This window comes from Chryseobacterium amylolyticum (assembly GCF_051011775.1).
Taxonomy (GTDB): domain Bacteria; phylum Bacteroidota; class Bacteroidia; order Flavobacteriales; family Weeksellaceae; genus Chryseobacterium.
Genome location: NZ_JBPCHX010000005.1, coordinates 322,588 through 347,298, shown reverse-complemented (window position 1 = coordinate 347,298; position 24,711 = coordinate 322,588). Strand labels below are relative to the sequence as shown.

General features: G+C 37.5%; 23 protein-coding genes. 19 read left to right on the top strand and 4 right to left on the bottom strand.

Going from position 1 to position 24,711, the window contains the following annotated elements; translation table 11 throughout:
* The first annotated feature begins 127 nt into the window (after window positions 1-127).
* Window positions 128-898 (top strand): DUF3108 domain-containing protein, encoded by a 771-nt coding sequence (locus tag ACR1PO_RS16070; protein ID WP_433987420.1) that lies wholly within the window; start codon window positions 128-130, stop codon window positions 896-898.
* Between the two features lie 258 nt (window positions 899-1,156).
* Here ACR1PO_RS16070 and pheS read toward each other — a convergent pair whose 3' ends face one another.
* Window positions 1,157-2,167 (bottom strand): phenylalanine--tRNA ligase subunit alpha, encoded by a 1,011-nt coding sequence (gene pheS, locus ACR1PO_RS16065; RefSeq protein ID WP_332386148.1) that lies wholly within the window; start codon window positions 2,165-2,167, stop codon window positions 1,157-1,159.
* A 126-nt stretch (window positions 2,168-2,293) separates the two neighbouring features.
* A complete protein-coding gene (locus ACR1PO_RS16060) occupies window positions 2,294-2,953 on the bottom strand; it encodes a YceI family protein (protein ID WP_433987419.1) in 660 nt (219 codons plus the stop codon).
* 75 nt (window positions 2,954-3,028) lie between these two features.
* On the opposite strand from ACR1PO_RS16060, the gene ACR1PO_RS16055 reads away from it, so the two are divergent.
* Window positions 3,029-3,964: an ABC transporter ATP-binding protein gene (locus tag ACR1PO_RS16055; RefSeq protein ID WP_433987418.1), complete on the top strand. Its 936-nt coding sequence runs from the start codon at window positions 3,029-3,031 to the stop codon at window positions 3,962-3,964.
* 338 nt (window positions 3,965-4,302) lie between these two features.
* Here the strand turns inward: ACR1PO_RS16055 and ACR1PO_RS16050 are convergent, their stop codons facing one another.
* Entirely contained in the window at window positions 4,303-4,647 is a 345-nt protein-coding gene (locus ACR1PO_RS16050) for a zinc ribbon domain-containing protein YjdM (RefSeq protein WP_027373877.1), read from the bottom strand.
* Window positions 4,648-5,077: 430 nt separating this feature from the next.
* On the opposite strand from ACR1PO_RS16050, the gene ACR1PO_RS16045 reads away from it, so the two are divergent.
* The 14 genes from ACR1PO_RS16045 (at window position 5,078) to ACR1PO_RS15980 (ending at window position 19,050) form a co-directional block, all read left to right on the top strand.
* Window positions 5,078-6,283: an RsmB/NOP family class I SAM-dependent RNA methyltransferase gene (locus tag ACR1PO_RS16045; protein WP_332386151.1), complete on the top strand. Its 1,206-nt coding sequence runs from the start codon at window positions 5,078-5,080 to the stop codon at window positions 6,281-6,283.
* A 189-nt stretch (window positions 6,284-6,472) separates the two neighbouring features.
* Entirely contained in the window at window positions 6,473-8,140 is a 1,668-nt protein-coding gene (locus tag ACR1PO_RS16040; protein WP_433987417.1) for a GLPGLI family protein, read from the top strand.
* 319 nt (window positions 8,141-8,459) lie between these two features.
* Window positions 8,460-10,127: an asparagine synthase B gene (gene asnB, locus ACR1PO_RS16035; protein ID WP_332386153.1), complete on the top strand. Its 1,668-nt coding sequence runs from the start codon at window positions 8,460-8,462 to the stop codon at window positions 10,125-10,127.
* 300 nt (window positions 10,128-10,427) lie between these two features.
* A complete protein-coding gene (locus tag ACR1PO_RS16030) occupies window positions 10,428-11,270 on the top strand; it encodes a hypothetical protein (RefSeq protein WP_332386154.1) in 843 nt (280 codons plus the stop codon).
* Window positions 11,271-11,407: 137 nt separating this feature from the next.
* The gene (locus ACR1PO_RS16025; protein ID WP_433987416.1) at window positions 11,408-12,811 is read left to right on the top strand and encodes an MFS transporter; all 1,404 of its coding nucleotides are present in this window, start codon (window positions 11,408-11,410) and stop codon (window positions 12,809-12,811) included.
* 178 nt (window positions 12,812-12,989) lie between these two features.
* Window positions 12,990-13,865, top strand: a complete 876-nt coding sequence (locus tag ACR1PO_RS16020; protein WP_433987415.1) for a pirin family protein — start codon at window positions 12,990-12,992, stop codon at window positions 13,863-13,865.
* A gap of 157 nt (window positions 13,866-14,022) precedes the next feature.
* Complete coding sequence (locus tag ACR1PO_RS16015; RefSeq protein WP_374465420.1) at window positions 14,023-14,334, top strand: GNAT family N-acetyltransferase; 312 nt, start codon at window positions 14,023-14,025, stop codon at window positions 14,332-14,334.
* 50 nt (window positions 14,335-14,384) lie between these two features.
* Entirely contained in the window at window positions 14,385-15,284 is a 900-nt protein-coding gene (locus ACR1PO_RS16010; protein ID WP_332386158.1) for a pirin family protein, read from the top strand.
* A gap of 21 nt (window positions 15,285-15,305) precedes the next feature.
* The gene (locus ACR1PO_RS16005) at window positions 15,306-15,845 is read left to right on the top strand and encodes an NADPH-dependent FMN reductase (protein ID WP_433987414.1); all 540 of its coding nucleotides are present in this window, start codon (window positions 15,306-15,308) and stop codon (window positions 15,843-15,845) included.
* On the top strand, window positions 15,838-16,416 hold the full coding sequence (locus tag ACR1PO_RS16000; RefSeq protein ID WP_433987413.1) for a TMEM175 family protein: 579 nt from the start codon (window positions 15,838-15,840) through the stop codon (window positions 16,414-16,416). The genes ACR1PO_RS16005 and ACR1PO_RS16000 overlap by 8 nt, the downstream gene beginning before the upstream one ends.
* A 1-nt stretch (window position 16,417) precedes the next feature.
* A complete protein-coding gene (locus tag ACR1PO_RS15995) occupies window positions 16,418-16,636 on the top strand; it encodes a (4Fe-4S)-binding protein (protein WP_433987412.1) in 219 nt (72 codons plus the stop codon).
* The gene (locus ACR1PO_RS15990) at window positions 16,636-17,031 is read left to right on the top strand and encodes an OsmC family protein (RefSeq protein ID WP_332386159.1); all 396 of its coding nucleotides are present in this window, start codon (window positions 16,636-16,638) and stop codon (window positions 17,029-17,031) included. The genes ACR1PO_RS15995 and ACR1PO_RS15990 overlap by 1 nt, the downstream gene beginning before the upstream one ends.
* Before the next feature lies 1 nt (window position 17,032).
* On the top strand, window positions 17,033-17,320 hold the full coding sequence (locus tag ACR1PO_RS15985; protein ID WP_002984420.1) for a GNAT family N-acetyltransferase: 288 nt from the start codon (window positions 17,033-17,035) through the stop codon (window positions 17,318-17,320).
* A gap of 170 nt (window positions 17,321-17,490) precedes the next feature.
* Window positions 17,491-19,050 (top strand): sodium:solute symporter, encoded by a 1,560-nt coding sequence (locus ACR1PO_RS15980; protein ID WP_332386160.1) that lies wholly within the window; start codon window positions 17,491-17,493, stop codon window positions 19,048-19,050.
* A gap of 75 nt (window positions 19,051-19,125) precedes the next feature.
* Here ACR1PO_RS15980 and ACR1PO_RS15975 read toward each other — a convergent pair whose 3' ends face one another.
* Complete coding sequence (locus tag ACR1PO_RS15975) at window positions 19,126-21,357, bottom strand: reprolysin-like metallopeptidase (protein ID WP_433987411.1); 2,232 nt, start codon at window positions 21,355-21,357, stop codon at window positions 19,126-19,128.
* 312 nt (window positions 21,358-21,669) lie between these two features.
* Between ACR1PO_RS15975 and ACR1PO_RS15970 the strand changes: the two genes are divergently transcribed.
* The 3 genes from ACR1PO_RS15970 (at window position 21,670) to ACR1PO_RS15960 (ending at window position 24,120) form a co-directional block, all read left to right on the top strand.
* Entirely contained in the window at window positions 21,670-22,188 is a 519-nt protein-coding gene (locus ACR1PO_RS15970; RefSeq protein WP_433987410.1) for a hypothetical protein, read from the top strand.
* Window positions 22,189-22,257: 69 nt separating this feature from the next.
* On the top strand, window positions 22,258-23,142 hold the full coding sequence (locus tag ACR1PO_RS15965; RefSeq protein WP_433987483.1) for a transketolase: 885 nt from the start codon (window positions 22,258-22,260) through the stop codon (window positions 23,140-23,142).
* Window positions 23,143-23,172: 30 nt separating this feature from the next.
* On the top strand, window positions 23,173-24,120 hold the full coding sequence (locus tag ACR1PO_RS15960; protein WP_374465427.1) for a transketolase family protein: 948 nt from the start codon (window positions 23,173-23,175) through the stop codon (window positions 24,118-24,120).
* Window positions 24,121-24,711 lie beyond the last annotated feature (591 nt).

The following is a 24,711-nucleotide window of genomic DNA, read 5'->3' as shown; positions in this document are numbered from 1 at the left end:
TGTAACTGCAAATTTACTAATTTTAATGCGAAGCATATTTAATTGATTCTAAATAAAAACCTGAGATTTGTCAAATATCTATCAATTAAGATTTTAAATTTGGCAATGTTTTTGTAAATGTCTTGTTATGAAGAAAATATTAACCTTTTTTGCAGTATTACTATTCTTTTTAGGCTCGGCCCAAATTGATAACATCGCAGACGGCGAGTCTATTACTCTTAGAATTCACTACGGTTTCCTGAATGCAGGAACTGCGAATCTTACTACAAAAAAGACCTACTACAAAGGGGTTCCTCATCTCTATGTAAAAGGAACAGGGCAGACAACCGGTGCTGTAAAAGCATTCTTCAAGGTAGAAGATTTATATGAAAGCTTCATCAATACCCAGACAGGATTACCAAGCTTTTATGTAAGAAATGTACGTGAGGGAAGCTACCGCCAACATTTTGAGACCGCTTTCAATCACGATAATAACACTTTGATTCTAACAGATAAAAAGACACCGGCCAATGGGTCTAAAGTTTTAAAATCAGTGAAAGGGGTACAGGATATGCTTTCATGCTTTTATTATTTGAGAAGTAAAAGCCCGGATGAACTGAAAGTAGGAACTGTGATCAATATGAACGTATGGATTGATGATGAAATGTTTCCTTTCCAGCTAAAAGTGATTGGAACAGAAAACTTAAAGACAAAGTTCGGGACTATCAATTGTCTGAAAATTATCCCATCTGTAAAAAGCGGAAGAGTATTTAAGGAAAAAGAAGGAGTTACCATGTGGGTCTCCAACGATGCTAACCATATTCCTATGCTGCTGAAAGCGGAACTTGCCGTAGGAGCACTGAAAGCCAGCATTGATGATTATAAAAATGTGAAGTATCCTTTAAAGTTCAGCAAATAATAATCATTCGTTTCAATACAAAGCCTGTAATTTTGCAGGCTTTTTTATTTGTAATGTAATATATTCTAAACATTGATTGTCTTAATTATAGAGGCAGTCAAAGAGCTGCAGCATGTCAATACTGAGGGATCATCCTAAGTATGGACATAAGAAACAGACACGTGTAAATTTTTCAATAAGATCAGTTTTTAGTTACGTTTTGTTTCTTAGGTCAGTAATTAAAAACAAAAACCTCCGGAGCTCCGGAGGTTTGATTTTTTATAGTGTTTTGAATTGTTCAAGTGTTCTGATATCATTTTCAAAAAACATTCTGATATCACTCATCTGGTAAAGAAGCATCGTAATTCTTTCAATTCCCATTCCGAATGCATACCCTGAATATTTCTCAGCATCGATATTTACATTTTTCAGCACGGCAGGATCTACCATTCCGCATCCCATGATTTCCAGCCATCCTGTTCCCTTCGTAATTCTGTAATCAGTTTCAGAGTTTAATCCCCAATACACATCAATTTCAGCACTAGGCTCTGTGAACGGGAAGAAAGACGGTCTCATTCTGATTTTAGACTTTCCGAAAAGCTCAGTAGTAAAAAACTGAATGGTTTGCTTCAGGTCTGCAAAGCTTACATTCTCATCAATATACAATCCTTCAATCTGGTGGAAAATACAGTGAGAACGTGAAGAAATTGCTTCATTTCTGAATACTCTTCCCGGAGATAAAATTCTGATCGGAGGCTGGTTTTCTTCCATATAACGGGTTTGTACGGAAGAAGTATGCGTTCTTAAAAGAATATCCGGATTCTGCTCAATGAAGAACGTATCCTGCATATCTCTTGCCGGGTGATATTCCGGAAGATTAAGCGCTGTAAAGTTATGCCAGTCATCTTCAATTTCAGGACCGTCTGCTACTGCAAAACCGATAGATTTGAAGATTTCAATAATCCTGTTTTTAACCAGATTGATCGGATGTCTGGAACCCAGATCCAATGGAAAAGCAGGTCTTGTAAGATCTTCTTTTTCCACTATAACAGAAGACGCTGAAGCATTTTTCAAATCCTCCAGTTTTACAGCTACCGCCTGCTTCAAAGTATTGATCTTCTGCCCGAATTCTTTCTTCTGGTCATTAGGAACTTCTTTAAATTTTTCAAAAAAATCATTCAGAACTCCTTTTTTACCATTGTACTTGATTCGGAAGTTTTCGATCTCTTCCTTAGAGGTAGCATTGAAGCCGTTTACTTCGATCAGTAGTTCTTCTATCTTTTCTATCATTGTTTTACCCTTTCAAAATGTTTTGCAAAAATACGATTTTAAGTTGAATAATAAGTCCGTCATAAAAAAATCTGCCTCTTTTTCGGGAGGCAGACTTCAATCACTTATTTCACTTAAATAAAAAAATTATTTCTTTTCTAATGCTTTAACGCTGATCTGAAGAGTTACCTCATCTTTGATGACACCGTTTTCAGCAGGAGCCTGGAACTTCACCCCAAACTCTTCTCTCTTGATATCTTTCGGCTCAGTAGCGACACTCACTTCTCCATTCTTCACAGAAACATTAGCTTTAAACTGAACAGGTTTTGTAATTCCCTTAATTGTTAAATTACCGTCCAAAAGAGTATTATAATCACCTTCTGTAGCCGGAGTTACCTTTGTAATCTCATAAGAAGCTGTAGGAAATTTTTCCACTTCAAAGAAATCTCCGCTCTTCAGGTGGCCGTTTAATTTTCCTAAATCTTCCGGGCTGTCTTTAAGATCCACAGAAGTTAAAGAATTCATATCAGCAACGAATTTTCCGCTTTCCAGTTTTCCGTCCTTCACTGTCACATCTCCGCTTTCAAACCTGATCGTTCCGAAATGACTCGTATTTTCAGATTTAAATACTTTGTATCCTTTCCATTCAACTTTACTGTTTAGCGTATCCAAAGTGAACTGGCTACCTTCTTTAGTAGTCGTCACCTCATTACTTTCACTGGTAAGCGGTTTATCTTTTTTACAAGAAACCATTACAGCAGTAATAAATAATGCAGGAATAGCTAACGAAAACAGTTTTTTTCTCATTTTTGATTTATTTTTATTAGTTCTGCTAATATAATAAAAAAAAATATGTTTTCATAAAAACCTTACATTTGTAATATGCTATTAGAAATAAACAATTTATTTTTCTCTCACAATAAAGAAAATCCCCTGTTTCAGAACCTTAATCTAAGGTTTGAGGCAAACAGAATTATAGCTCTTGCCGGTGAAAGCGGATGTGGAAAATCTACCCTTCTCAGCCTGATCTATGGCCTTCTTGATTGGGAGAGCGGAGAAATTATTTTTAACGGAACAAAGCTTTCAGGACCAAAAGGAAATCTTGTTCCCGGAGAACCTGAAATGAAATTCGTAGCACAGAATTTTGATCTTATGCCTTACGCTACTGTTGCTGAAAACGTAGGAAAATTTATTTCAAATATCAATTTAAAACAAAAAAAAGAAACCGTAACGGAACTTCTTGAGGTCGTAGGACTTCAGGAATTTGCCAACGTACTCCCCAAATATTTAAGTGGCGGACAGCAGCAGAGAGTGGCTATTGCCAGAGCATTATCCGTACTTCCAAAGCTTCTGATTTTAGACGAACCGTTCAGTAATCTTGATTTCCCAAGAAAAATTGAAATCCGGGAAAGACTTTTCAGATATGTAAAGCAGCACGGAGTTTCCTTAATTATTTCCACCCATGAGCTCCAGGATATTATGCCATGGCTGGACCAGATTGTTATTCTGCAGGACGGAAGACTGATTCAGAATGACAGTCCTGAAGAAACCTACAGACATCCTTACAATTCTTATGTTGCCAGACTATTCGGAGAAGTGAATATTTTTTCTGAAACTGAAGCCGAAGATTTCCAGCTTTCAAAATTTTCTTATTATCCGAAAGAAATAAAAATCACCGAAGCAGGTTTTGAAGCTGAAGTTCTGGAAAGCAGATTTGCAGGAAATTATTATTGGAATAAACTAAGAGCAAAAGGTAAAGAACTGGTAGTTTATACTGATGATAAAATATCCGGATCAATATGTATTTCGTTTATGTAAAAGAAAATGCTAAATCGCAAAAGACGAACAGGAAAAATCGTAAAACAGATCATCTGGCTGACTAATAAGCAATTTTGCTATTTCACGGTTTTGCCATGTTGCCACTCCACTTAACTCCTACATTTTCTTATACTTACCCAATAAAAAAATACAAATATAAGAAGCTGTTATAAAACTTTTTCTTACATTTGTATTTCCACAGCATAAGGAAATTTTTGGTTAATTCTCTTTCTGCCTTCCGGACGGACATTAGCAGTACTGCAATTAAGTCTCTTGAAAGATTACACTGTCCAATTTTTTCCTTTTCTTATTTTTCAGGGTATAAAAGAAGAATTCTCTTACGCTTTCTTTACAAATTCTGACTTAAGAGCCATCGCTCCGAAACCATCAATTTTACAGTCGATATTATGATCGCTTCCCGGTCTTAAACGGATATTTTTCACTTTAGTTCCTGCTTTTACCGGCTTTGGCGCTCCTTTTACGGGAAGGTCTTTTACGACTACTACAGAATCACCATCCTGAAGCTCATTTCCGTTAGAGTCCAATATTTTTCCTTCATTTGCAGCTTCAGAAGCAGCTTCTTCAGGATTCCATTCGTAAAAACACTGAGAACATACCATCATGTTATCACTTGGGTAAGTAAATTCAGAGCTGCATTTCGGACAAAGTACTGTATCACTCATATTTTAATTTTTTGCAAAGGTAGGGCTTTTTAAAGGTTGAAGTCAAGAGGTAAAGCTCAGTATAGTAGACAATAAGCATATATTAATTTCACACCATCAAGTGAATTAATGCAAATTAAATAAACCTGTCGCAAAGAAAATAAAGTATAATAATGAACAGTGTATATTTTGTTAACAAATATTTTTCATTAAGCAAAAATACAGGTTTATTCATCTTAGAATAAAAGGCTATTGTAAGCAAATAAAAAAATATAAATATTCGTAAAATAGCTACAAATTCAGCATAAAAATTGATTTGCTGTATAAAAATTCACCAGCAAAGCGGATTGGCCATTCACAATTCACCATCCTTTATCAACTCTCCCACCCCAAATTCCAAACTCTCAATTAAAAGTCGTATTTTTGCAGATTCAAACAGCGAAGCAAATTTATGGAACTTATTCACAGAAACTTGGCAATCGGAATTCACGATGCCTTACAGGAGACATTTTTTGAGAAAAACAAATATGCCGATAAAGTTATTGAAAGACTTTTGAAAGCAAACAAAAAATGGGGAAGCCAGGACAGAGCTGTTGTTTCTGAAATTTTCTACAATATTATCCGTTGGAAAAAACGCCTTGAATACTATATGGGTGAAGGGGTAAAACCCAACAATATTTACAAACTGATCATTGCGTATCTGCTTTGGAGCAAAACCAATTATAAAAAATTTGAAGAATTTGACGGAATCAAAATCGCCGATATTCTTACCAAACTTAAAAAGAACACCGTTCCTACAAAAGCAATAGAACATTCTATTCCCGACTGGCTTGCTGAAACACTTGAAAAAGAACTGGGTGCCAACTGGGAAAAAGAAATGACTGCCTTAAATGAGCAGGCCCCTACTGTTTTAAGAGCTAACTCTTTAAGAACAACAACCAAAGAACTTATTTCTGATCTTTCGGATGAAGGTGTTGTCTCTTTTCCTGTTAACGGTTATCCTGATGCTGTTCAGCTGGAGGAAAAGAAGAATGTTTTCCTTACCACAGCTTTCAAAGAAGGATTATTTGAAGTTCAGGATGCTTCTTCCCAGAAGATCGGGTATTTCCTTGATGTAAAGGAGGGACAAAGAGTGGTGGATGCATGTGCCGGCGCGGGAGGAAAAACGCTTCATCTGGCAGCATTAATGAAAAACAAAGGACAGATTATAGCATTAGATATCTTCGACTGGAAGCTTGCGGAGTTGAAGCGCCGTGCAAAGAGAGCCGGAGCCCACAACATCGAAACCCGTATGATCTCCGACAACAAAGTGATCAAGCGTCTTCATGAAAAAGCAGACAGGCTTCTGATTGATGCCCCATGTTCAGGTCTTGGAGTTTTAAAAAGAAACCCGGACAGTAAGTGGAAGATTGATCAGGATTTTATTGACAGAATTAAAAAGGAACAGCAACAAATTCTTCAGGATTATTCTAAAATGCTTAAAAAAGGAGGAAAAATGGTCTACGCAACGTGTTCTATCCTTCCTTCTGAAAATAATCTGCAGGTAGAAGAATTCATCAAAAACAACCCTGGATTCAAAATGATTAAAGATGAAAAAGTAATGCCTAGCGAAGGGTATGACGGATTCTATATGGCTTTGATTGAGAGAGTTTCTTAGTCTAAACCCAATAAACAATACATAAAAACTACTCTATTTTTTGGAGTAGTTTTTTTATTTAAAATCTTTATAAAAAATGTAACAATTTTTGTAACATTTAGTAAAGGTTACCTACTAACTGTATAGATTTAATCCGTTTTTTGACGCTGTAGAAAGTTTAGAATAACTTTGCAGCAAACTCATTTATTTATGCATACAAGAATTGTTTTCAATTTTCTGGCTGTTTTTTTATACTGTCTGTTTTCTGCACAGACGTATGAAATTCAGTATACCAGCTCTTATAACGGAAAAATATTAACTGACCCGCCTTCTACCATTGTATGGGTTAATGAAAAGGAAAATTTTATTCTCAACAATACGATCAAGGAACAAAAAAGCAGCTATCCTTATGAGATCACTAAGGTAGAAAAGCCATCCAATACTATTGTCTCTTATGCTTTTTTAAAACCCGGAACAATCATCACGACGTCAGATGCTGAATCTGTAGGAAAACAGGATTTCGAACTGACCAATGAAACGAAAAAAATTCTGGGATACAACTGCAAAAAAGCGGTCACAAAAGTCAATTCCAATACCATTGAAGTATGGTACACCAATGATCTGAAACTAAAAGGCGGACCTTCTGTTTTGGGACAAAATCTGGGACTGGTTCTGGAAGTGGAGAGAAATAAAAATTCTTTAACGACAGCCAGTTCAATCAAAAAGACCAGAAGTACCGGAATTGAAAGTATCATCAAAGGAAATATTCAGACAACAGATCAGTTAGGATATAAAGATCTTCTTTGGAAAAGCAGATTTACCACACTGAATGTTTTTGAAAATGAAACTATCAATTTCTCTGATGCCTCAAAATCTGACAGCCAGATAAAAAGATATGCCAACGGAACTGTTATTCTTAAAAAAATAAAATTTCCTGCTATTACAGAAGGTGAAAACGTTTTTATAGAGTTAAAGCAGCAATCTGACGGAGACGCCTATGACCGAACAGGAACTGTATTTTTTATTCCGCAGGACAAAGAAAAATCGTTTTTTGATGGACTGGAAAAAGGAGTAAAAACACTTCCAGTCTACGAAAACGGAAACGGAAAACAATATTACGGAGTAACAGCTACCAGCAGCTACAGCCCTGCCATGGAAATGATGCGGTTCTTTACCGCTTTTGGCATTCAGAAGTTTAATCATATTCAGCTTAAGGGAAAAGACTGGCACACCATCAGCCCTTACCGGCAGGATATTACGGAATTAAAACCTGCTTTATCCGGAAAAGAACTTTGGATAGGAACTTTTATTGGAAATTATGATAAAGGAGGACACAAAGTAAGTCTTGATATTACGATTCACAAAAGCGATCAAAACGTTAATAAAAATAATATAGCCATCCCGTTATTCAACACTTTAAACATTATGGAAATGGCCGGACAGGACTATTCTACCATGTTCAGTCAGGATAAAGGCCTTCTTGTCAGTTTCACTTTGGATAAAGATCTGAAAAACGCTCAGCTAAGATATACCACAACGGGCCATGGCGGCTGGGAAAACGGAGACGAATTCGTCCCTAAAACCAATTCTATCTTTGTGGATGGAAATCTGATATTTTCATTTGTACCTTGGAGAACAGACTGTGGTTCATATCGTTTATACAATCCGGCCTCCGGAAATTTCCAGGATGGTCTTTCGTCATCAGACCTCAGCAGATCAAACTGGTGTCCGGGAACGGTTACCAATCCTGAATTCATCCACCTTGGAGATCTGAAAGCAGGAAAACATACAATACAGGTAAAGATTCCACAGGGACCAACCGAAGGAACAAGCTTCAGCTCATGGAATGTTTCGGGAACATTACTTGGGATCCAATAAAAACAAAACCTTCTTGCATGAGAATTGCAAGAAGGTAAAAACACAAATGATGAAAAAAAATTATTTCGAGCCACAAAGTAAGGGGTAAAATTCATATAATTAATTACCATAGATTAATAAATATGTCATTTTTATTTCGTATAGAGATGACAATAATTTGCCTCAGCGAAAAAAATTAATCAAAAACATGTCAATTTCAATAAATAGTTAAAATTTTTAACTTTAAAATATTAATTGATTAAAAATTTTCACATTTAAACTTTTTTCATTGTTATTTATAAACATCACTTCTACTTTTGTCCCATAAATAATAAAAATTATGTGTGGAATTGTATGTTTATTTGACGCCAAACAGAAAACTGATGTATTAAGACCCCAGGTTTTGGAAATGTCAAAAAAAATCCGTCACAGAGGGCCGGATTGGAGTGGAGTTTTTCAGGACGAAAAAGTAGTTTTCTCTCATGAAAGACTTGCCATTGTAGATCCAACATCCGGAAAACAACCTTTATTTACCAAGGACGGAAAAGTAGTATTAGCTGTAAACGGTGAAATCTACAACCATAGAGAATTAAAAGAAGAGTTTCCTGATTATGAGTTTCAGACTCAGTCTGACTGTGAGGTAATCCTGGCTCTTTATAGAAAATACGGAAAAAATTTCGTTGAAAAACTGAACGGAATTTTCGCTTTCGCCTTATATGATACTGAAAACGATGTTTACCTGATTGCCCGTGACCATATGGGAATCTGTCCGCTTTATCAGGGCTGGGACAAAAACGGGAACTATTATGTAGCTTCTGAACTGAAAGCTCTTGAAGGAGTTTGTAAAAAAATCGAAACATTCTTACCGGGACATTTTGTGTACAGCAAAGACGGCGCTGAGCTTCAGCAGTGGTACAAAAGAGACTGGGAAAGTTTTGATCATGTAAAAGAAAACGAAACGGATATTGCAAAATTAAGAAAAGGCCTTGAAGATGCCGTACACAGACAACTGATGAGTGATGTTCCTTACGGAGTACTTCTTTCCGGAGGTTTGGATTCATCTGTCATTTCAGCCATCACAGCAAAGTTTGCACGCCAGAGAATTGAAAGCGGTGATACCCAGGAAGCCTGGTACCCAAGACTTCACAGTTTTGCGGTGGGACTTGTAGGTTCTCCCGATCTGGCAGCGGCTCAGAAAGCAGCAGAGCACATCGGATCTGTACATCATGAAGTTAACTTTACCGTACAGGAAGGATTAGATGCTGTACGTGACGTCATTTACCACCTTGAAACGTATGATGTAACAACCATCAGAGCATCCACTCCGATGTATCTTCTGGCAAGAGTGATCAAGTCTATGGGAATTAAAATGGTTCTTTCAGGAGAAGGTTCCGATGAACTTTTCGGTGGCTATTTGTATTTCCACAAAGCTCCTGATGCAAGGGAATTTCATGATGAAACAGTGAGAAAACTGGGAAAACTCCACCTTTATGATTGTCTGAGAGCCAACAAAGCATTAATGAGCTGGGGAATTGAAGGAAGGGTTCCTTTCCTTGATAAAGAATTCATGGATATTGCAATGACGCTTAATCCAAAAGATAAAATGATCAGCGCCGCAGAAGGAAAAATTGAAAAGTGGGTATTAAGAAAAGCTTTCGAAGATATTCTTCCTGATTCTATTGTCTGGAGACAGAAAGAACAGTTCTCTGATGGCGTAGGATATTCATGGATCGATACTTTAAAAGAGGTAGCCGAAAAAGAAGTAACGGATGAAATGATGGCTAATGCAAGATTCAGATTTCCATTGAACACTCCTCAGAACAAAGAAGAGTACAGATACAGAACTATTTTTGAAGAACATTTCCCAAGTGAAACAGCCGCCGCTACAGTTCCGTCTGTTCCTTCAGTAGCCTGCTCCACTCCTATTGCTTTGGAATGGGATGAAGCCTTCAAAAAAATGAATGACCCAAGCGGAAGAGCGGTGAAGGTACATGAGACGTCATACTAGAAAACCGGTTGATGAATCGGCAATGATTAATTCGCTGCACATGTGAATTACTGCGGGATCGGGGTTGCGGGATCGGATTAAGAACCATCAGCACGAAAGTATTTTTAGTCTGCGGTTACGCATTCATTTTGCGAAGCAAAAATTCACCATTGCTATTTCATTTCATGACTCTAAACCTATAACTCTCTCAGTTATAATTTATCAATCCTGTAGCAATACAGGATTTTTTCTTGAATTAACAATAACAATATGGCATAATTTAACTCACAATCCAAAATAATATCTAATAAATAATTATATTTGGAAAACGAAAATATCAATTATAAAAAAATGAGAAGAAACCTTACTGTTTTATTTGCCTTATTAGCCATAAGTTTCGCTTTTGGACAAGGAAAATATGGCAAATATCTGAATTCAAAGAAGCTTGCTTTGGCTTACAAGAGTGTGAAAGACCAGGATAAAGATGACTACTATCAACAATATTACTGGCTTGTAAAGGCAGAGCAGCTGAAAACGTATCCTCACCTTAAAGATATAAAACCTGTTGTTTTATACGAATTCGTAAAATATGTTAACCCTCAGAATCCGACAAAAAAACTTGATGACAGAGGAAAAGAGCTAAGAGCAACAGCAGAATTATCTTTAAATCAGTATTTTAAAAATAAAAAATTTGAAAACAATTCTGTTTTAATGTACAACCTTGAGACGTATGTAGATCCTTCAAAAGGCCAGTATTACACTAAGGTTGATCCGGAAAAAATCAAGGAACTCGTACCTAAAGAATTGTTTGCTTTCAATTCTTACAACAGAAACATCGGAGAGGAAAAAACATATTATCTTTGGATTGACAAGAAAAAAGACGATCTGAACATTGTAGATATCATTCCTAACGAAAAAGAGGACAAAGCTTTTTATACCAGATTAAGACAATATCTTCCCAATTATAAATTTTCAAAGTACGTTCCCACTGTAAAAAAAGGGAACAAATCTGATAAAACGGACATTGAATACTATTACATCATGCCGTTTGAGCAGAATACAGACAATATTGAATACAAAACAAAAGATTTTAAAACTTTCACTTTAAGCCAGTACAGAAAAGCCGGTGACGAATGGAAAGGAGTAGAAAAACCTAGAAAATAATTAAAAAAGTCCTGTGAAATTTCACAGGACTTTTTTAATTTTATATGGATTTCTTTATCTAAGGATCAAACCGCTTAAAGCAAGCGGTTCTTCAAATCAAATAAGCCTGGGAGTTTTTATGACCCAGCCGGTACGAAATGACAGAAGCAAATACACCACAGACATCCGTAAAAAAAATACTTCCCTTAATTCTGGCCACTGCTATTTTTATGCAAATGCTGGATTCCACGATCCTGAATACTTCCCTGCCCGCCATTGCAAAAGACCTGAATGAGTCGCCACTCAATATGCAGAATGCCATCATCAGTTACGTTCTGACCCTGGCGGTCTTTATGCCGGCCAGCGGTTTTCTTGCGGACAGGTTTGGAACAAAAAAAGTGTTTATATTTTCTTTAATATTATTCAGTCTGGGTTCTTTGTTCTGTTCCATGTCTCAGAATCTTACTCATTTGGTAATTTCAAGAGTTATCCAGGGAGTTGGAGGAAGTTTGATGACCCCTGTAGGAAAACTTGCACTTATCAAAACATTTGATAAAAACGAATTGCTTAAGGCAATGAATTTCGCCATTATTCCTGCGCTTATCGGGCCTGTGCTTGGCCCTTTGGTAGGAGGTTATATGGTAGATTATCTTTCATGGCACTGGATATTTCTTATCAATATCCCGATTGGCCTTCTGGGAATTCTTTTGGGATTAAAATTCATGCCTGATTATAAATCTGATGATGTAGATTTTGATTTAAAAGGCTTCTTAATCTTTGCAGCAGCCTCTCTCCTGCTTTCCGTTTCATTGGAACTTTTTGGAGACATACAGAATATTACTCCTGTTTTACTTGTATTTATTATGGGATTTCTTTTCCTGTATTATTATTACAAACATGCCAAAAGAGGAGGAAACCCTATCTTTCCTCTGAATCTGTTTCAGGTAAGAACTTTCCGGGTAGGTATTGTAGGAAACCTTGCCACCCGATTAGGAATCAGCTCTGTTCCGTTATTGCTGCCATTGATGATCCAGATTGCCTATAAACAGTCTGCAGTAACTTCAGGCTGGATCATTGCCCCTATGGCCTTAACCGCTATCTTCGGGAAATCATATGTGATTAAAATTTTAGATAAATATGGCTACCGCCAGACTTTAATGATCAATACGTTCATCATCGGAACTCTGATTTGCCTGCTTGCTATTCCTGACATCCATACTTCTCTGTACTGGTTTGTTCCGATCATCGCGATATTAGGTTTTTTCAACTCTATACAGTTCACTTCCATGAACACTATTTCTATTGCCGATCTCCGGAACTTTCAGACCAGCAGCGGAAACTCTTTACTCTCTGTCAATCAACAGCTGGCAATAGGTTTCGGAATAGCTTTCGGACTGATTGTTTTAAAGCTGTATGAAAATACAGATCTCATTAAGGGAGAAATCCATAATGCATTCCGGTTAACTTTTCTTACAGTAGGCATATTAACGATTTTATCAGGTTTTGTATTCAGGAGACTGCATATTTCGGATGGAAAAAATATGAAGTCGAAGGAGGAATAATTGTAAGGGAAATAATAAAAAGGTAGAATCGTAAAACAGCAAAAAGGCAAAATAGCGAAATCTAATACAGAGCGGTTTTGCATTTCCGCCTTTCATTCCCCATTCTCACGAACTTAACACAGATCAATGCTTTTCACAGGTAACTATGGTAATTTTGTTTACATAAATCAACAATGTGATGGCAACTAAAATAATAGAAATCGTAGTATCTCCAAGACCTGCACATTTTGTAGGTGATGGATTCAGGGTTCATAATTTCATTCCGGGAGTGCCTGGATTGGATATGAAAAGAATGGATCCGTTCATTATGCTGGATTACAATTCAAAATTTCACTTCAACGGATCAGACAGGCCAAGAGGAGTTGGCGTTCATCCGCACAGGGGTTTTGAAACCGTAACAATAGCATACAGCGGAAAAGTAGAACACCATGACAGCGCCGGTGGCGGCGGTGTTATCGGAGAAGGGGATGTTCAGTGGATGACTGCAGCTAAAGGAGTTCTTCATAAAGAATATCATGAAACCGAATGGGCAAAAGAAGGAGGAATTTTTCAGATGGTTCAGCTTTGGGTGAATCTTCCAGCGAAAGACAAAATGAGCTGTCCGAAATACCAGGCTATTGAAAACGCTAAGATGGAAAGAGTTGACCTTGGTGACAATGGTTTTATAGAGGTGATTGCCGGAGAATATGACGGTCACAAAGGGCCAGCCAGTACATTCACACCGGTTCACATGATGAATGCCAAACTTACATCAGGAGGAAAAGCTGATTTTAATTTCCCTGCCCATTTCAATACAGCTGCTTTGGTTATTGAAGGAAGTGTTATTATTAATGGCGAAGAAACGGTTAAACAGGATCATTTCGTTCTTTTTAAGAATGAAGGTGAAACATTCAGCATTGAAGCCAAAGAAGACGCTGTTGTTTTGATCATCAGTGGTGAGCCTATCAACGAACCGATTTATCCTCATGGCCCTTTTGTTATGAATTCGAGGGAGGAAATCATGCAGGCTTTCGAGGATTTCAATACCGGGAAATTCGGATATCTGGAAGATTAAAAGAATTAAATTTATCGTAATCTTTAATTATTCCTTTTTTATTAACTTTATATGATGGCAAACCTTACAGGTTTCAGAAACCTGTAAGGTTTAGCTGTTATTATGAATACGTGTTGTTTATTCTATTTGAAAAACAAACACCTTTAATGCAAAAATTATGAAACCTGAATTTGAAAATATACCTCTTGTAAAAGCAGAAAAAAGATTTGAAATAGAAGTCAACGGGCACCACGCATTTATTGATTATCGTGAGACCATGCACCAGATCTCTTTAATTCATACTGAAGCAGATGCTGAACTGGCAGGAACAGGTGCAGCCGCAGCTGTAGTGGAAAAAACACTCCATTATATTGAAGAGAGCGGGAAAAAACTTCTTCCGTTCTGTCCTTATGTTTTTGCCTTTATCAGGAAGCATCCTGAATGGAAGCGTATCGTGGATGAGAGATTTGAAGGATATGACAAACTCTGAACACTTTCATCAATCTAATTAATTAACATTTAAAAAAGTATCACATCATTATGTCAAATATTGGACTTATCATTGAAGAAAAAGCAGCGGATATCGGTAATTTCCTGGTAGGAAGACTTCTTCCTTTCCGTGAAAAAAGAGCTGTCGGACCTTTTGTTTTTATTGATCATATGGGACCATCAGAATTAAAAGATTATCAGAATCTTGATGTTCCGCCACATCCTCATATCGGTTTATCTACATTAACGTACCTGCTGGAAGGCTCTATTTTCCACAGAGACAGCATCGGAAGCGCTATTGAAATAAAACCGGGTGCCGTAAACTGGATGACTGCCGGAAAAGGAGTGGTACATTCTGAAAGAACTCCTGAATATTTAAGGCATAGTGATAAAAGACTTCACGGATTCCAGATCTGGGTAGGACTTCCAAAGCATCTTGAGCAGTCGGAGCCTACCTTCCATCATATCGAAGCGGATGAAATTCCGGTTTGGGAGGAAGACGGCATCCAGTATAAATTAATTGCCGGTGAAGCATTTGGCAGGACCTCTCCGGTTCCGGTACACAGCAGGTTATTTTTCCTTGAAATCAAAACCAGGGAAGCTAAGAAAATCAGCATCGGAAAGGATCTTTACGGAGAGGCGGCAATGTACGTTCTGGATGGAACTGTAACTACAGACGGAAACTCTTATGGTTCAAAACAGCTGATGATCGCTAAAGACACCAAGCTTTGTGAGTTTGACATGAGTGAGAACGGAACTGTTTATCTTTTCGGTGGTGAGCCCTTTGATGAAGAGCGTTTTATATTCTGGAATTTCGTCAACTCTGACAAAGAAGTAATTGAGCAGGCAAAAGTAAACTGGAATGACCAGAATCACGAGGCATTTCCTCTGGTACCGGGTGACGAAAACGAATATGTTCCGCTTCCTAAGGCTATTTTAAACAGAAAATAACTTCAGTCCGATTGATTAATCATGAAAATATTAGCATTTGCAGGAAGTACATCTTCCACGTCTATCAACAGGGAACTGGTTAAATTTGTTCTGAAAGATTTTCAGGATGAAGAAATCAATCTGATTGACCTCAACGATTTCACTATGCCTGTTTTCTCTGTAGACCTTGAAAAGAAGGGCTTTCCTGATCAGGCTCATCAGTTTTTAAAAGCTATTGAGGAATGTGATGTCATCATCTGCTCTCTTGCAGAGCACAACCGTTCTTACAGCGCTGCTTTTAAAAATGTTTTTGACTGGGCTTCAAGGATCAATGTAAAAGTATTTCAGAACAAGCCGATGCTTCTGATGAGCACGTCTCCAGGAGGTTATGGCGGCGGAAATGTGATGAATACAGCAAAAACATTTTTCCCACAGTTTGCAGCAGATATCAAGGATACATTTTCATTACCTAAATTTTATGAAAATTTTGATCTTGCAAGCGGGGTCATTAATCCGGAAATGCTGAATGACCTGAAAAATAAAATACAGAATTTTAAAAATCAGGTTAAAACAAATGACTAAGGGAAGACTGGAGGCTTTCAGTGATGGTGTTCTGGCTATCATTATCACCATTATGGTACTTGAGCTGAAAGTACCGGAAGGAAATAACTGGGCCAGTCTTAAACCTCTTCTCCCTAAGTTTTTGGCCTATATTTTCAGTTTTATCTATGTGGGAATCTACTGGAACAATCATCATCATTTATTTCAGACCGTAAAAAAAGTAAACGGCAGTATTCTTTGGGCCAATCTTCATTTGTTGTTCTGGCTCTCTCTGATGCCTGCTGCTACAGAATGGATCGGGAATACAGGTTTTGCAAAAAACCCTGTAGCGGCCTATGGTATCGGGCTCATTATGCCGGCAATTGCTTATACGATTCTGGAAAATGTGATCATCCGCTGCGAAGGGGAAGATTCAAAACTGAAAGAGGCAATTCACTCAAAATATAAAGAATATATCTCCATCGTATTTTATATTCTGGGAATCGCTACTTCATTTTTTTATCCTTATATTGCCATAGGTTTTTATTATATCGTGGCTCTCATATGGCTGATTCCGGACAGAAGAATCGAAAAATCATTAAAAGAAAATTAATATGGAAACACACGAATATACCAACGGCGACATTACTGTCATCTGGCAGCCCCAAAAATGTATCCACTCGGCTGTATGTGTAAAACTGCTTCCCAAAGTCTATAATCCAAAAGAAAGACCCTGGATAAAAGCGGAAAATGCAACTCCTGAAGAACTTAAAAAACAGATAGACCAATGCCCTTCCGGTGCATTAAGTTACAAATTCAATACAGAAAAATAATGGCGGTAACAGTAAAAGCAAGTTTAGGAAAAACAAAATATTATACAGAAGTAACAGCCGGCGATAATCAGATCATTACTGACGAGCCGGTTGATAAAGGCGGACAGAATAAGGGCTTCAATCCTTTTGAAATTCTGGCAACGTCACTGGCAAGCTGTACAGCTGCTACATTGAGAATGTATATTGAAAGAAAGGAATGGGATGTGGAAAACATCAATGTGGAAGTAGAACTTGAAAATTTCCCGTTAACGAAAAGAGCAGTCTTCAAAAGAGATATCAGCTTTGAAGGTGTTCTGGATGATGAACAGAGAAAAAGACTGCACACCATTGCCGATGCATGTCCTGTTCATAAAATATTAACCAACGACATAGAAATATTAACCAAATTCTCATAGTATGATCGAAGTAAAACAAAACAACGACGAAAAACACGGAAGTTTTGAAGCTTTCATAGATGGAAGACGCGCAGGAATGATGACCTATACCTGGGCGGGAGAAGAAAGATTTATTATAGACCACACCGAGGTGGAAGAAGCCTACAACGGAAAAGGTGTAGGTAAGGAAATGCTTCTGGCAGCAGTAGATTTCGCCAGAAAAAACGGGAAAAAGATTATCCCCCTCTGCCCTTTCGCTAAGGCAAGTTTCCAGAAAAGCGAGGAACTTCAGGATGTTTTGGTGAATTAACCACTGTTTCCACCCTTACAATACAAACCTTCCGGACTTATTCCGGAAGGTTTTTTATGCCGTTATTTTTATTTTCAATACCAGTTTTTTCCTTAAAAATCGTGTCTGAACTAAATTCACGATTCACGACTGATCTTTTTTATATATTTGCTAAAATTTAAAAATCAGGCATGAATCCAGGAACTATCCTTTTGCTATTTGTTTTCGTCTATTTTATCGGTCTTTTGGTGATTTCTTATTTCACCAGCCGGAATTCTGATAACCAGTCGTTTTTTATCGGTAACAAAAAGAGCAAATGGTGGCTCGTAGCATTCGGGATGATTGGTACCAGCTTAAGCGGGGTTACTTTCATTTCAGTTCCGGGAACTGTCGGAAAAATGACCGGCTCCGAATATATTTACGGAGGTTTTGAGTATTATATGATGGTTATCGGGTTTTTCATCGGATATTTTATTGTTGCGGCAATATTACTCCCGCTTTATTATAAAATGAATCTGACTTCCATTTATACTTATCTTGGAAAAAGATTCAATGTGGAAGCTCATAAAATAGGCTCGATCTTTTTTATTATTTCAAGAGCAATTGGTGCTACGGCGAGGCTATATCTTGTGGTAAACGTTTTACAGATTTTCCTGCTTGAAGGATTGGGAGTTCCGTTTTGGGTAACCTCACTTGTACTTTTACTGATGGTACTTCTGTATACTTTTGAAGGAGGCGTAAAAACGATTGTGATTACAGATACGCTGCAAACCTCCTTTATGATCATCAGTCTTATAGCATGTATCACTTACATTTTATCTAACCTGAACTTATCCTTTGGGGAAGCATACACCATTCTGGAGCAGAAAAATTATACTCATTTCATCAATTTTGATCCTAATTCCAAAACTTTTTTCCTGAAAACAATTCTGGGAGGAATTTTTATCACGATTGCCATGACGGGGCTTGATCAGGAAATGATGCAGAAAAATATCTCTGTGGATAATCTTAAGAACTCCAAGAAAAACATGCTTACGTTTGCAGGAACACTTCTTCTGGTAAACCTTGCCTTCTTATTCCTGGGAGGATTATTATACCTTTTTGCACTGCAGCATGGAGCAGAATATGGAACGATAAACGGGGAAACAGTAACGAATATTTTCGGATTTAAAGATACCGCAGGAAACATCAAAAACATAATGGGAGACGATCTTTTCCCGGCGCTGTCCCTTCAGGGATATTTTCCGATGGCTATTTCCGTTATTTTTATTATCGGATTGATTTCCGCATTATTTCCTTCAGCTGACGGCGCTCTGACAGCTGTAACAAGTTCATATTGCGTAGATCTATTAAACCTTAATGAGGATAAAACCAAAACTGAAAAAGAAAAGAAACGCCTTCGTATGAAAGTACATCTAACTTTCACCGTTGTTTTCTTTATCCTGATTATGGTCTTCAAGGCCATGAATGACAAGTCTATTGTTTACCTGATCATGGAAATTGCAGGATATACTTACGGACCGCTTTTAGGACTTTTCGCTTTCGGAATCTTCACCAAATTTCAGATTTCAAGAAAATACTCTATTCTTACCGTAACGATCTTAGCTCCTGTACTGACTTATCTGATCAATCTGGCTGTTACCACTTATACAGATTACAGAATTGGTGTAGAGCTGATCGTTCTGAACGGATTACTAACTTTTATCGGCCTATGGATGGTAAAAGACAGACAACATTTAAGAGTAGTTTAAATTTAATCGTAAAAAATAAAACGGCTGTTTTCTTCAATTGAAAACAGCCGTCTTTTATATCATAACCCGGACGGGTTATTCTTTAATCCACTTGACTGTTTTATCTATATTCTTAGATTTAACTTTAATCAGGTAATCTCCTTTAACCAGGTAAGACAAGTCGAAAGTACCTGTTTTATCATGATTCAGCCTGTTATTTGCCTGGCTGAATACCAGTTTTCCGCTTACGTCGTAGATCGTAATATCATATACTTCATTTGAACTGGCAAACTGAATATTCAGCAGTCCTTTGCTTGGATTAGGATATACTACGAATACCTCCTTATTTGCAGATGCTTCATTCACTCCCAATGTCTGGGTAATGGTAAAGTTAATCGGGTTAATATTATAGAAAACATTCGTTTCTGCAGCTACCATAATTCTGGCCTGTGTAGTATTCACGTTAGGAATAGTAACCGTTTCGGAACCGTCGTTCGGAGTAGAACCTAAAATCAATGTAGGATAAGTAAGACCTCCGTCTGTTGAGAGGTAAATATTTACAGTAGCGGCATTTACCGGGAATGCAGTTGTATTGGCAACATTCCATGTTATGGTTTGGGTAGAATTCCCTGCCCAGTTTACAGCTGTGGTAGGTGCTGTTACAGTAAACGGCCCTGAGTTACCATCTACAGTAATAATAGCATCATCGTTTGAAACCCCTGCACAACCTGCATTGTTATCTCTTACAGTCAGTCTGAATTCCATTGTTCTTGCATAAGATGGCTTAACTTCCCCTTTGGAAACAGTACCATTGATTACATCTGTAAGTTTTGGAAAATATCTGTAAGGAACCGTTACCGGTACGTATGATCTGAATAGTGGAGCATTTCCTGTAGGGGCATTCCAGTCACCTGCAGGTCCTACATCATTCTGTTCCCAACTGTAAGTAAGTGGATTGTTATCAATATCTGAAGCTGATCCTTCCAATCTGAACGGTGTATCTTTAGGAATTGTATAATCACCACCTGCATTAACAGTAGGGGCGAAATTGTTAACCGGAAGGGTAACCTGGCAAGTTGTTGACTGAACTTTTGCCGTGATGGACTGGAATGATTTTGTATGGAAAGTAGGAATACTGTTGGCCGCTAAGTTATTTGTACTTCCACAAATTCCGGCATAAGCCATAATCGTAATTCCGCTTCCCGGCTCTACAGCATTGGCCGCACTACGGTTACCACTACAGCTGCCTGTAGTTGCATTAAAGGTATGAGGGCCTCCAAACTGATGCCCTACTTCATGGGCCACATAATCAATATCATAAGGATCGCCCACTGGATTTGGCGAACCGGTGATTCCTCTTCCCTTATTGGTACTGTTACAGATTACACCTAATCCTGCCAATCCGCCACCTCCGGTACTGAAAGTATGGCCGATATCATAATTGGCATTTCCTATCAGTAAATCAATCTGAGTCTGGCTTTCATTAATTAATGTTCCGGCATTATCATTTCCTGTAAAAGGATCTGTAGCAGCATTTGTAAAGATAACATTGGCTTCGGTAGCTACCAATATCAATCTTGAAGCTACTTCCTGCTCATATACCCCATTTACTCTGTTTACGGAGGTTACAATTGCCGAAAGTGTCTGCGCAACAGTAGGTGTTGCTGTTCCGGTTGCAGCAATTGCATACTGATGGGTACAAGCCACAGCAAATCTGAAAACTCTAATTTGAGTTCCTACGCTTGGGCTTACGGTTTTCTGAGCGTTTTTTTTTCCTAACGGAGTATCCTCATCTTTTACGCCGCAAGTTCTTGGATTTTTATCAATTAAATCACTCTTTTTATAAATGATATAATTGTTAATATCCTGTTTCGCGTAAGGATCAATATAAGTGTCCCCTGCTACTGCAGATTTTATCTGCGCATGGAACCCTAATTCTGTAAAATCAAGTTTAATTGTAGCATACTTATCGTCAATTCCCTGCCCTGTAAAAGTAACAATCTGAGGAAACTGACCGGCTAATTCCGGAGCCATCACTGAAGATTTCCAGATCCTGAATTTCGCTTTTGTACCATCAGGCATTGGCAGTACAATAACAGGTGCGTTATCCTTACGGTCACTGTCTTTCAATTCCGGAACAGTATTAAAATAATTCTTCATTCCGGCCACATCCAATGTATAGGTCAGTGACTTTTCCGGTTGTACGGTTCTGTTTTTAGGATCTGCTTTAATAGATCTCTCACTGATTACCGTAAAAAAATCCTGGGCTTTCCCCAGGGAAACGGATATAATGAATATCCCCAAATAAAATAATTGTTTAATTTTCATATATAATGGTATGTAATTTTTATTCATTCAGTCATAAAGGCTGAAAATATTCAATCAAAGAAAAATAAATCAAATATTCTTGAATTATAAAATTAATCAAATTAATCTGATTGTCACATAATAAAACTTAAAAAAATTAATATAAACTTACAAAAACAATAAAAATACTGATGCATAAAGCATTAAACTCAAAAAGAATAGTTTATTTTTTTTCTTTTTAATAAATAGTTACTCGGCGTATTTCAATATCTTTGAATTGAATAAAATAAATGTGACAATTCATTAAAATAAAAAAACCGAAATTAAAAAACCATGAAAAAAATTATTACAATTTTCACATTTCTATTAACATTGAGCTTTATGAATGCTCAGGAAAATTTTGAAGTATCGACATTAAGAATCGGTCCATTTAAGGTCTTCATGCCAAAGGTTGAAGCTGAGAAAATCGCAGGAACAAAACTGACTGATTCAAACGGAGAGAAAAAAAATATTGTCAGGTATGGTGGAGAAACCATTCAGATTGATCTTTTTGATAATTATATCAATGAGGCTAATCCAAGTGTTCCTTCCATCACGTATATGACAACAACAAGTAAAAAATTTAAAACCAAAAGCGGGATCGGGGTCGGAAGCACAAGAGATGACCTCATTAACGCTTATAGAAATTACCCTAACTTCAGTGTACGTCCGGATTGGGATAAAAACGACAAGCCTGTTAAGGATTCCGGTTATTTCAATATTGAAGACAGCCAGGCAGGAACCCTATTAAGCTTTAAATTTGTTAATAATATTGTTACTGAAATTTCCGTTTACCTCAATGAGGGCTGTTAAAAGAGGAGTATTAAATAAATCATACAAATCCGGGTTTTTATATCCGGAGACCGGCATTTCCGGTAAAAAATTGTAAATTCGCATACAAATAAATCAGATATAATGAGTAAAAGTATTGAAGAGTTAAAAACTCTTACTACGCAGATCAGAAGAGACATTTTAAGAATGGTTCACGCTGTAAATTCAGGGCACCCGGGTGGAAGCCTAGGTTGTACAGAGTTCTTCACAGCCCTTTACGGAAAGGTCATGAACTATAAACTTCCTTTCACCATGGAAGGCAAAAATGAGGATCATTTTTATCTATCAAACGGACACATTTCTCCGGTATTCTACTCTACTTTGGCAAGATTCGGTTTCTTCCCTGTTGAAGAACTGAGTACTTTCAGAAAATTAGATTCTAGATTACAGGGACACCCTACTACCCATGAAGGACTTCCGGGAGTTAGAATTGCTTCAGGTTCACTTGGACAGGGACTTTCTGTAGCGCTTGGAGTAGCACAGGGTAAAAAATTAGATGGTGATCAGTCTCTTGTTTACTCTCTTCACGGAGATGGTGAGCTTCAGGAAGGTCAGATCTGGGAGGCATTGATGTATGCTTCCGCTAAAAAAGTAGATAATATTATTTCTACTATTGATTATAACGGACGTCAGATTGACGGAGATACAGATGATGTATTAAGCCTGGGAGATCTTCATGCAAAACTTGAAGCATTCGGATGGGTTGTTCTTGAAGAAAAGAATGGTAATGATCTTGAAGCGGTCATTGCAATCCTTGAGAAAGCAAAAACAGAAACCGGAAAAGGAAAGCCCGTAGCCATCCTTCTTCATACAGAAATGGGTTATGGAGTAGATTATATGATGGGATCTCATGCATGGCATGGTAAAGCTCCTAATGATGAGCAGTTAGACACAGCATTCAAGCAATTGTACCTGGAAGCTCCGGCTGATTACTAATATCTTAACATCTCGATTAATACAATAAAAATGAAATATACATATACAGAAAAAAAGGACACTCGTTCAGGATTCGGAGCAGGATTAGCAGAACTCGCTGACAAAAATCCTAATGTAGTAGCACTTTGCGCAGACCTTATCGGCTCTTTGAAAATGGAGAAATTCATTGAGAAGGCCCCTGAAAGATTCTTTCAGATAGGAATTGCTGAAGCCAACATGATGGGAATTGCTGCAGGTCTCAGCATTACAGGAAAGATTCCTTTCACAGGAACTTTTGCCAACTTCTCTACTTCAAGGGTATATGACCAGATCCGTCAGTCAATCGCTTATTCTGACAAAAATGTAAAAATCTGTGCATCTCATGCAGGTCTTACTTTAGGGGAAGACGGAGCTACACACCAGGTTCTTGAAGATATCGGTATGATGAAAATGCTTCCGGGAATGACAGTGATCAACACTTGTGATTACAACCAGACTAAAGCAGCTACATTGGCGATTGCAGATTTTGAAGGTCCTGTATATTTAAGATTCGGAAGACCGGTAGTTCCTGTATTCATCCCGGAAGATATGCCTTTCGAAATCGGAAAAGGAATTATGCTTCAGGAAGGTACTGACGTAACCATTGTTGCAACCGGACATCTTGTATGGGAATCCCTTGTGGCAGCTGATGAGCTTGAGAAAGAAGGTATTTCCTGTGAGGTTATCAACATTCACACCATCAAGCCTCTTGATGAGGAGATCATTTTAAAGTCTGTTGAAAAAACAGGTAAAATTGTAACGGCTGAAGAACACAACTACCTTGGCGGTTTAGGAGAATCTGTTGCAGGTATGCTGGCAAGAAGAAGACCTACAAGACAGGAGTTTGTAGCAGTGAACGATACCTTCGGAGAGTCTGCAACACCTGCAGAACTGATGAAGAAGTATAATATTGATGCAGCAGCAGTAAAAGAAGCTGTAAAGAGAATTTTAGCGAACTAAGATCAGTAATTATAATACAGGCCCCGGCTGGTTCTCTGAACCAGCCGGGGTTTTTGTTTAGGTTATAAAATGTTGATTGTTGTTCTATTCATGACCACCCCGTCAAAAATTCTTTGAATTTTCGCCACCCCTCCGGAGGAGGGGAATGGTTATACGCATCATGGTCATAGTTGATATCCGATCTATTTTTCAAAGAGTTTTCTAACTTTTCTAAATACCGGCACATTTTTTCAAATAATAAAAAAGGAAAGTATCTTATCAGAAAGCGTCATCTTTCAATTTAAAATATAAAAAAATCCGTTTTCTTATAAAATTTCATCAGGCAATTATGCTGTTTTTCAGTCAGAAATCGCTGATTTTTTTACAAACAACTGATGCAAACATGCAAATTCCTTTCAAAACAGGCTGTAAATAACCACTTTTTCAATGTTTGATTTTACTTGTTTTACGGTATTGTACAATAGAATATATTTCTATACCCATTCTGTTATATTTCATGATTTTCTTTACACTATCTGACTTCACTTTATACTTTTCAATGTTTGAACTATTTCACCCAACCTTCTGATATATTCAGAATTCGCATGTGCA

Bases quoted from the DNA above. Each gene is read 5' to 3' on its own strand.
- ACR1PO_RS16045 (WP_332386151.1), top strand. From the start codon at position 5,078: ATGGAACTTATTCACAGAAACTTGGCAATCGGAATTCACGATGCCTTA.
- ACR1PO_RS16010 (WP_332386158.1), top strand. From the start codon at position 14,385: ATGTCAAATATTGGACTTATCATTGAAGAAAAAGCAGCGGATATCGGT.
- ACR1PO_RS16000 (WP_433987413.1), top strand. From the start codon at position 15,838: ATGACTAAGGGAAGACTGGAGGCTTTCAGTGATGGTGTTCTGGCTATC.
- ACR1PO_RS16055 (WP_433987418.1), top strand. From the start codon at position 3,029: ATGCTATTAGAAATAAACAATTTATTTTTCTCTCACAATAAAGAAAAT.
- pheS (WP_332386148.1), bottom strand. From the start codon at position 2,167: ATGATAGAAAAGATAGAAGAACTACTGATCGAAGTAAACGGCTTCAAT.
- ACR1PO_RS16050 (WP_027373877.1), bottom strand. From the start codon at position 4,647: ATGAGTGATACAGTACTTTGTCCGAAATGCAGCTCTGAATTTACTTAC.
- ACR1PO_RS16040 (WP_433987417.1), top strand. From the start codon at position 6,473: ATGCATACAAGAATTGTTTTCAATTTTCTGGCTGTTTTTTTATACTGT.
- asnB (WP_332386153.1), top strand. From the start codon at position 8,460: ATGTGTGGAATTGTATGTTTATTTGACGCCAAACAGAAAACTGATGTA.
- ACR1PO_RS16025 (WP_433987416.1), top strand. From the start codon at position 11,408: ATGACAGAAGCAAATACACCACAGACATCCGTAAAAAAAATACTTCCC.
- ACR1PO_RS15970 (WP_433987410.1), top strand. From the start codon at position 21,670: ATGAAAAAAATTATTACAATTTTCACATTTCTATTAACATTGAGCTTT.
- ACR1PO_RS16070 (WP_433987420.1), top strand. From the start codon at position 128: ATGAAGAAAATATTAACCTTTTTTGCAGTATTACTATTCTTTTTAGGC.
- ACR1PO_RS15980 (WP_332386160.1), top strand. From the start codon at position 17,491: ATGAATCCAGGAACTATCCTTTTGCTATTTGTTTTCGTCTATTTTATC.
- ACR1PO_RS15990 (WP_332386159.1), top strand. From the start codon at position 16,636: ATGGCGGTAACAGTAAAAGCAAGTTTAGGAAAAACAAAATATTATACA.
- ACR1PO_RS16015 (WP_374465420.1), top strand. From the start codon at position 14,023: ATGAAACCTGAATTTGAAAATATACCTCTTGTAAAAGCAGAAAAAAGA.
- ACR1PO_RS16060 (WP_433987419.1), bottom strand. From the start codon at position 2,953: ATGAGAAAAAAACTGTTTTCGTTAGCTATTCCTGCATTATTTATTACT.
- ACR1PO_RS15975 (WP_433987411.1), bottom strand. From the start codon at position 21,357: ATGAAAATTAAACAATTATTTTATTTGGGGATATTCATTATATCCGTT.
- ACR1PO_RS15960 (WP_374465427.1), top strand. From the start codon at position 23,173: ATGAAATATACATATACAGAAAAAAAGGACACTCGTTCAGGATTCGGA.
- ACR1PO_RS16005 (WP_433987414.1), top strand. From the start codon at position 15,306: ATGAAAATATTAGCATTTGCAGGAAGTACATCTTCCACGTCTATCAAC.
- ACR1PO_RS16020 (WP_433987415.1), top strand. From the start codon at position 12,990: ATGGCAACTAAAATAATAGAAATCGTAGTATCTCCAAGACCTGCACAT.
- ACR1PO_RS15995 (WP_433987412.1), top strand. From the start codon at position 16,418: ATGGAAACACACGAATATACCAACGGCGACATTACTGTCATCTGGCAG.
- ACR1PO_RS15985 (WP_002984420.1), top strand. From the start codon at position 17,033: ATGATCGAAGTAAAACAAAACAACGACGAAAAACACGGAAGTTTTGAA.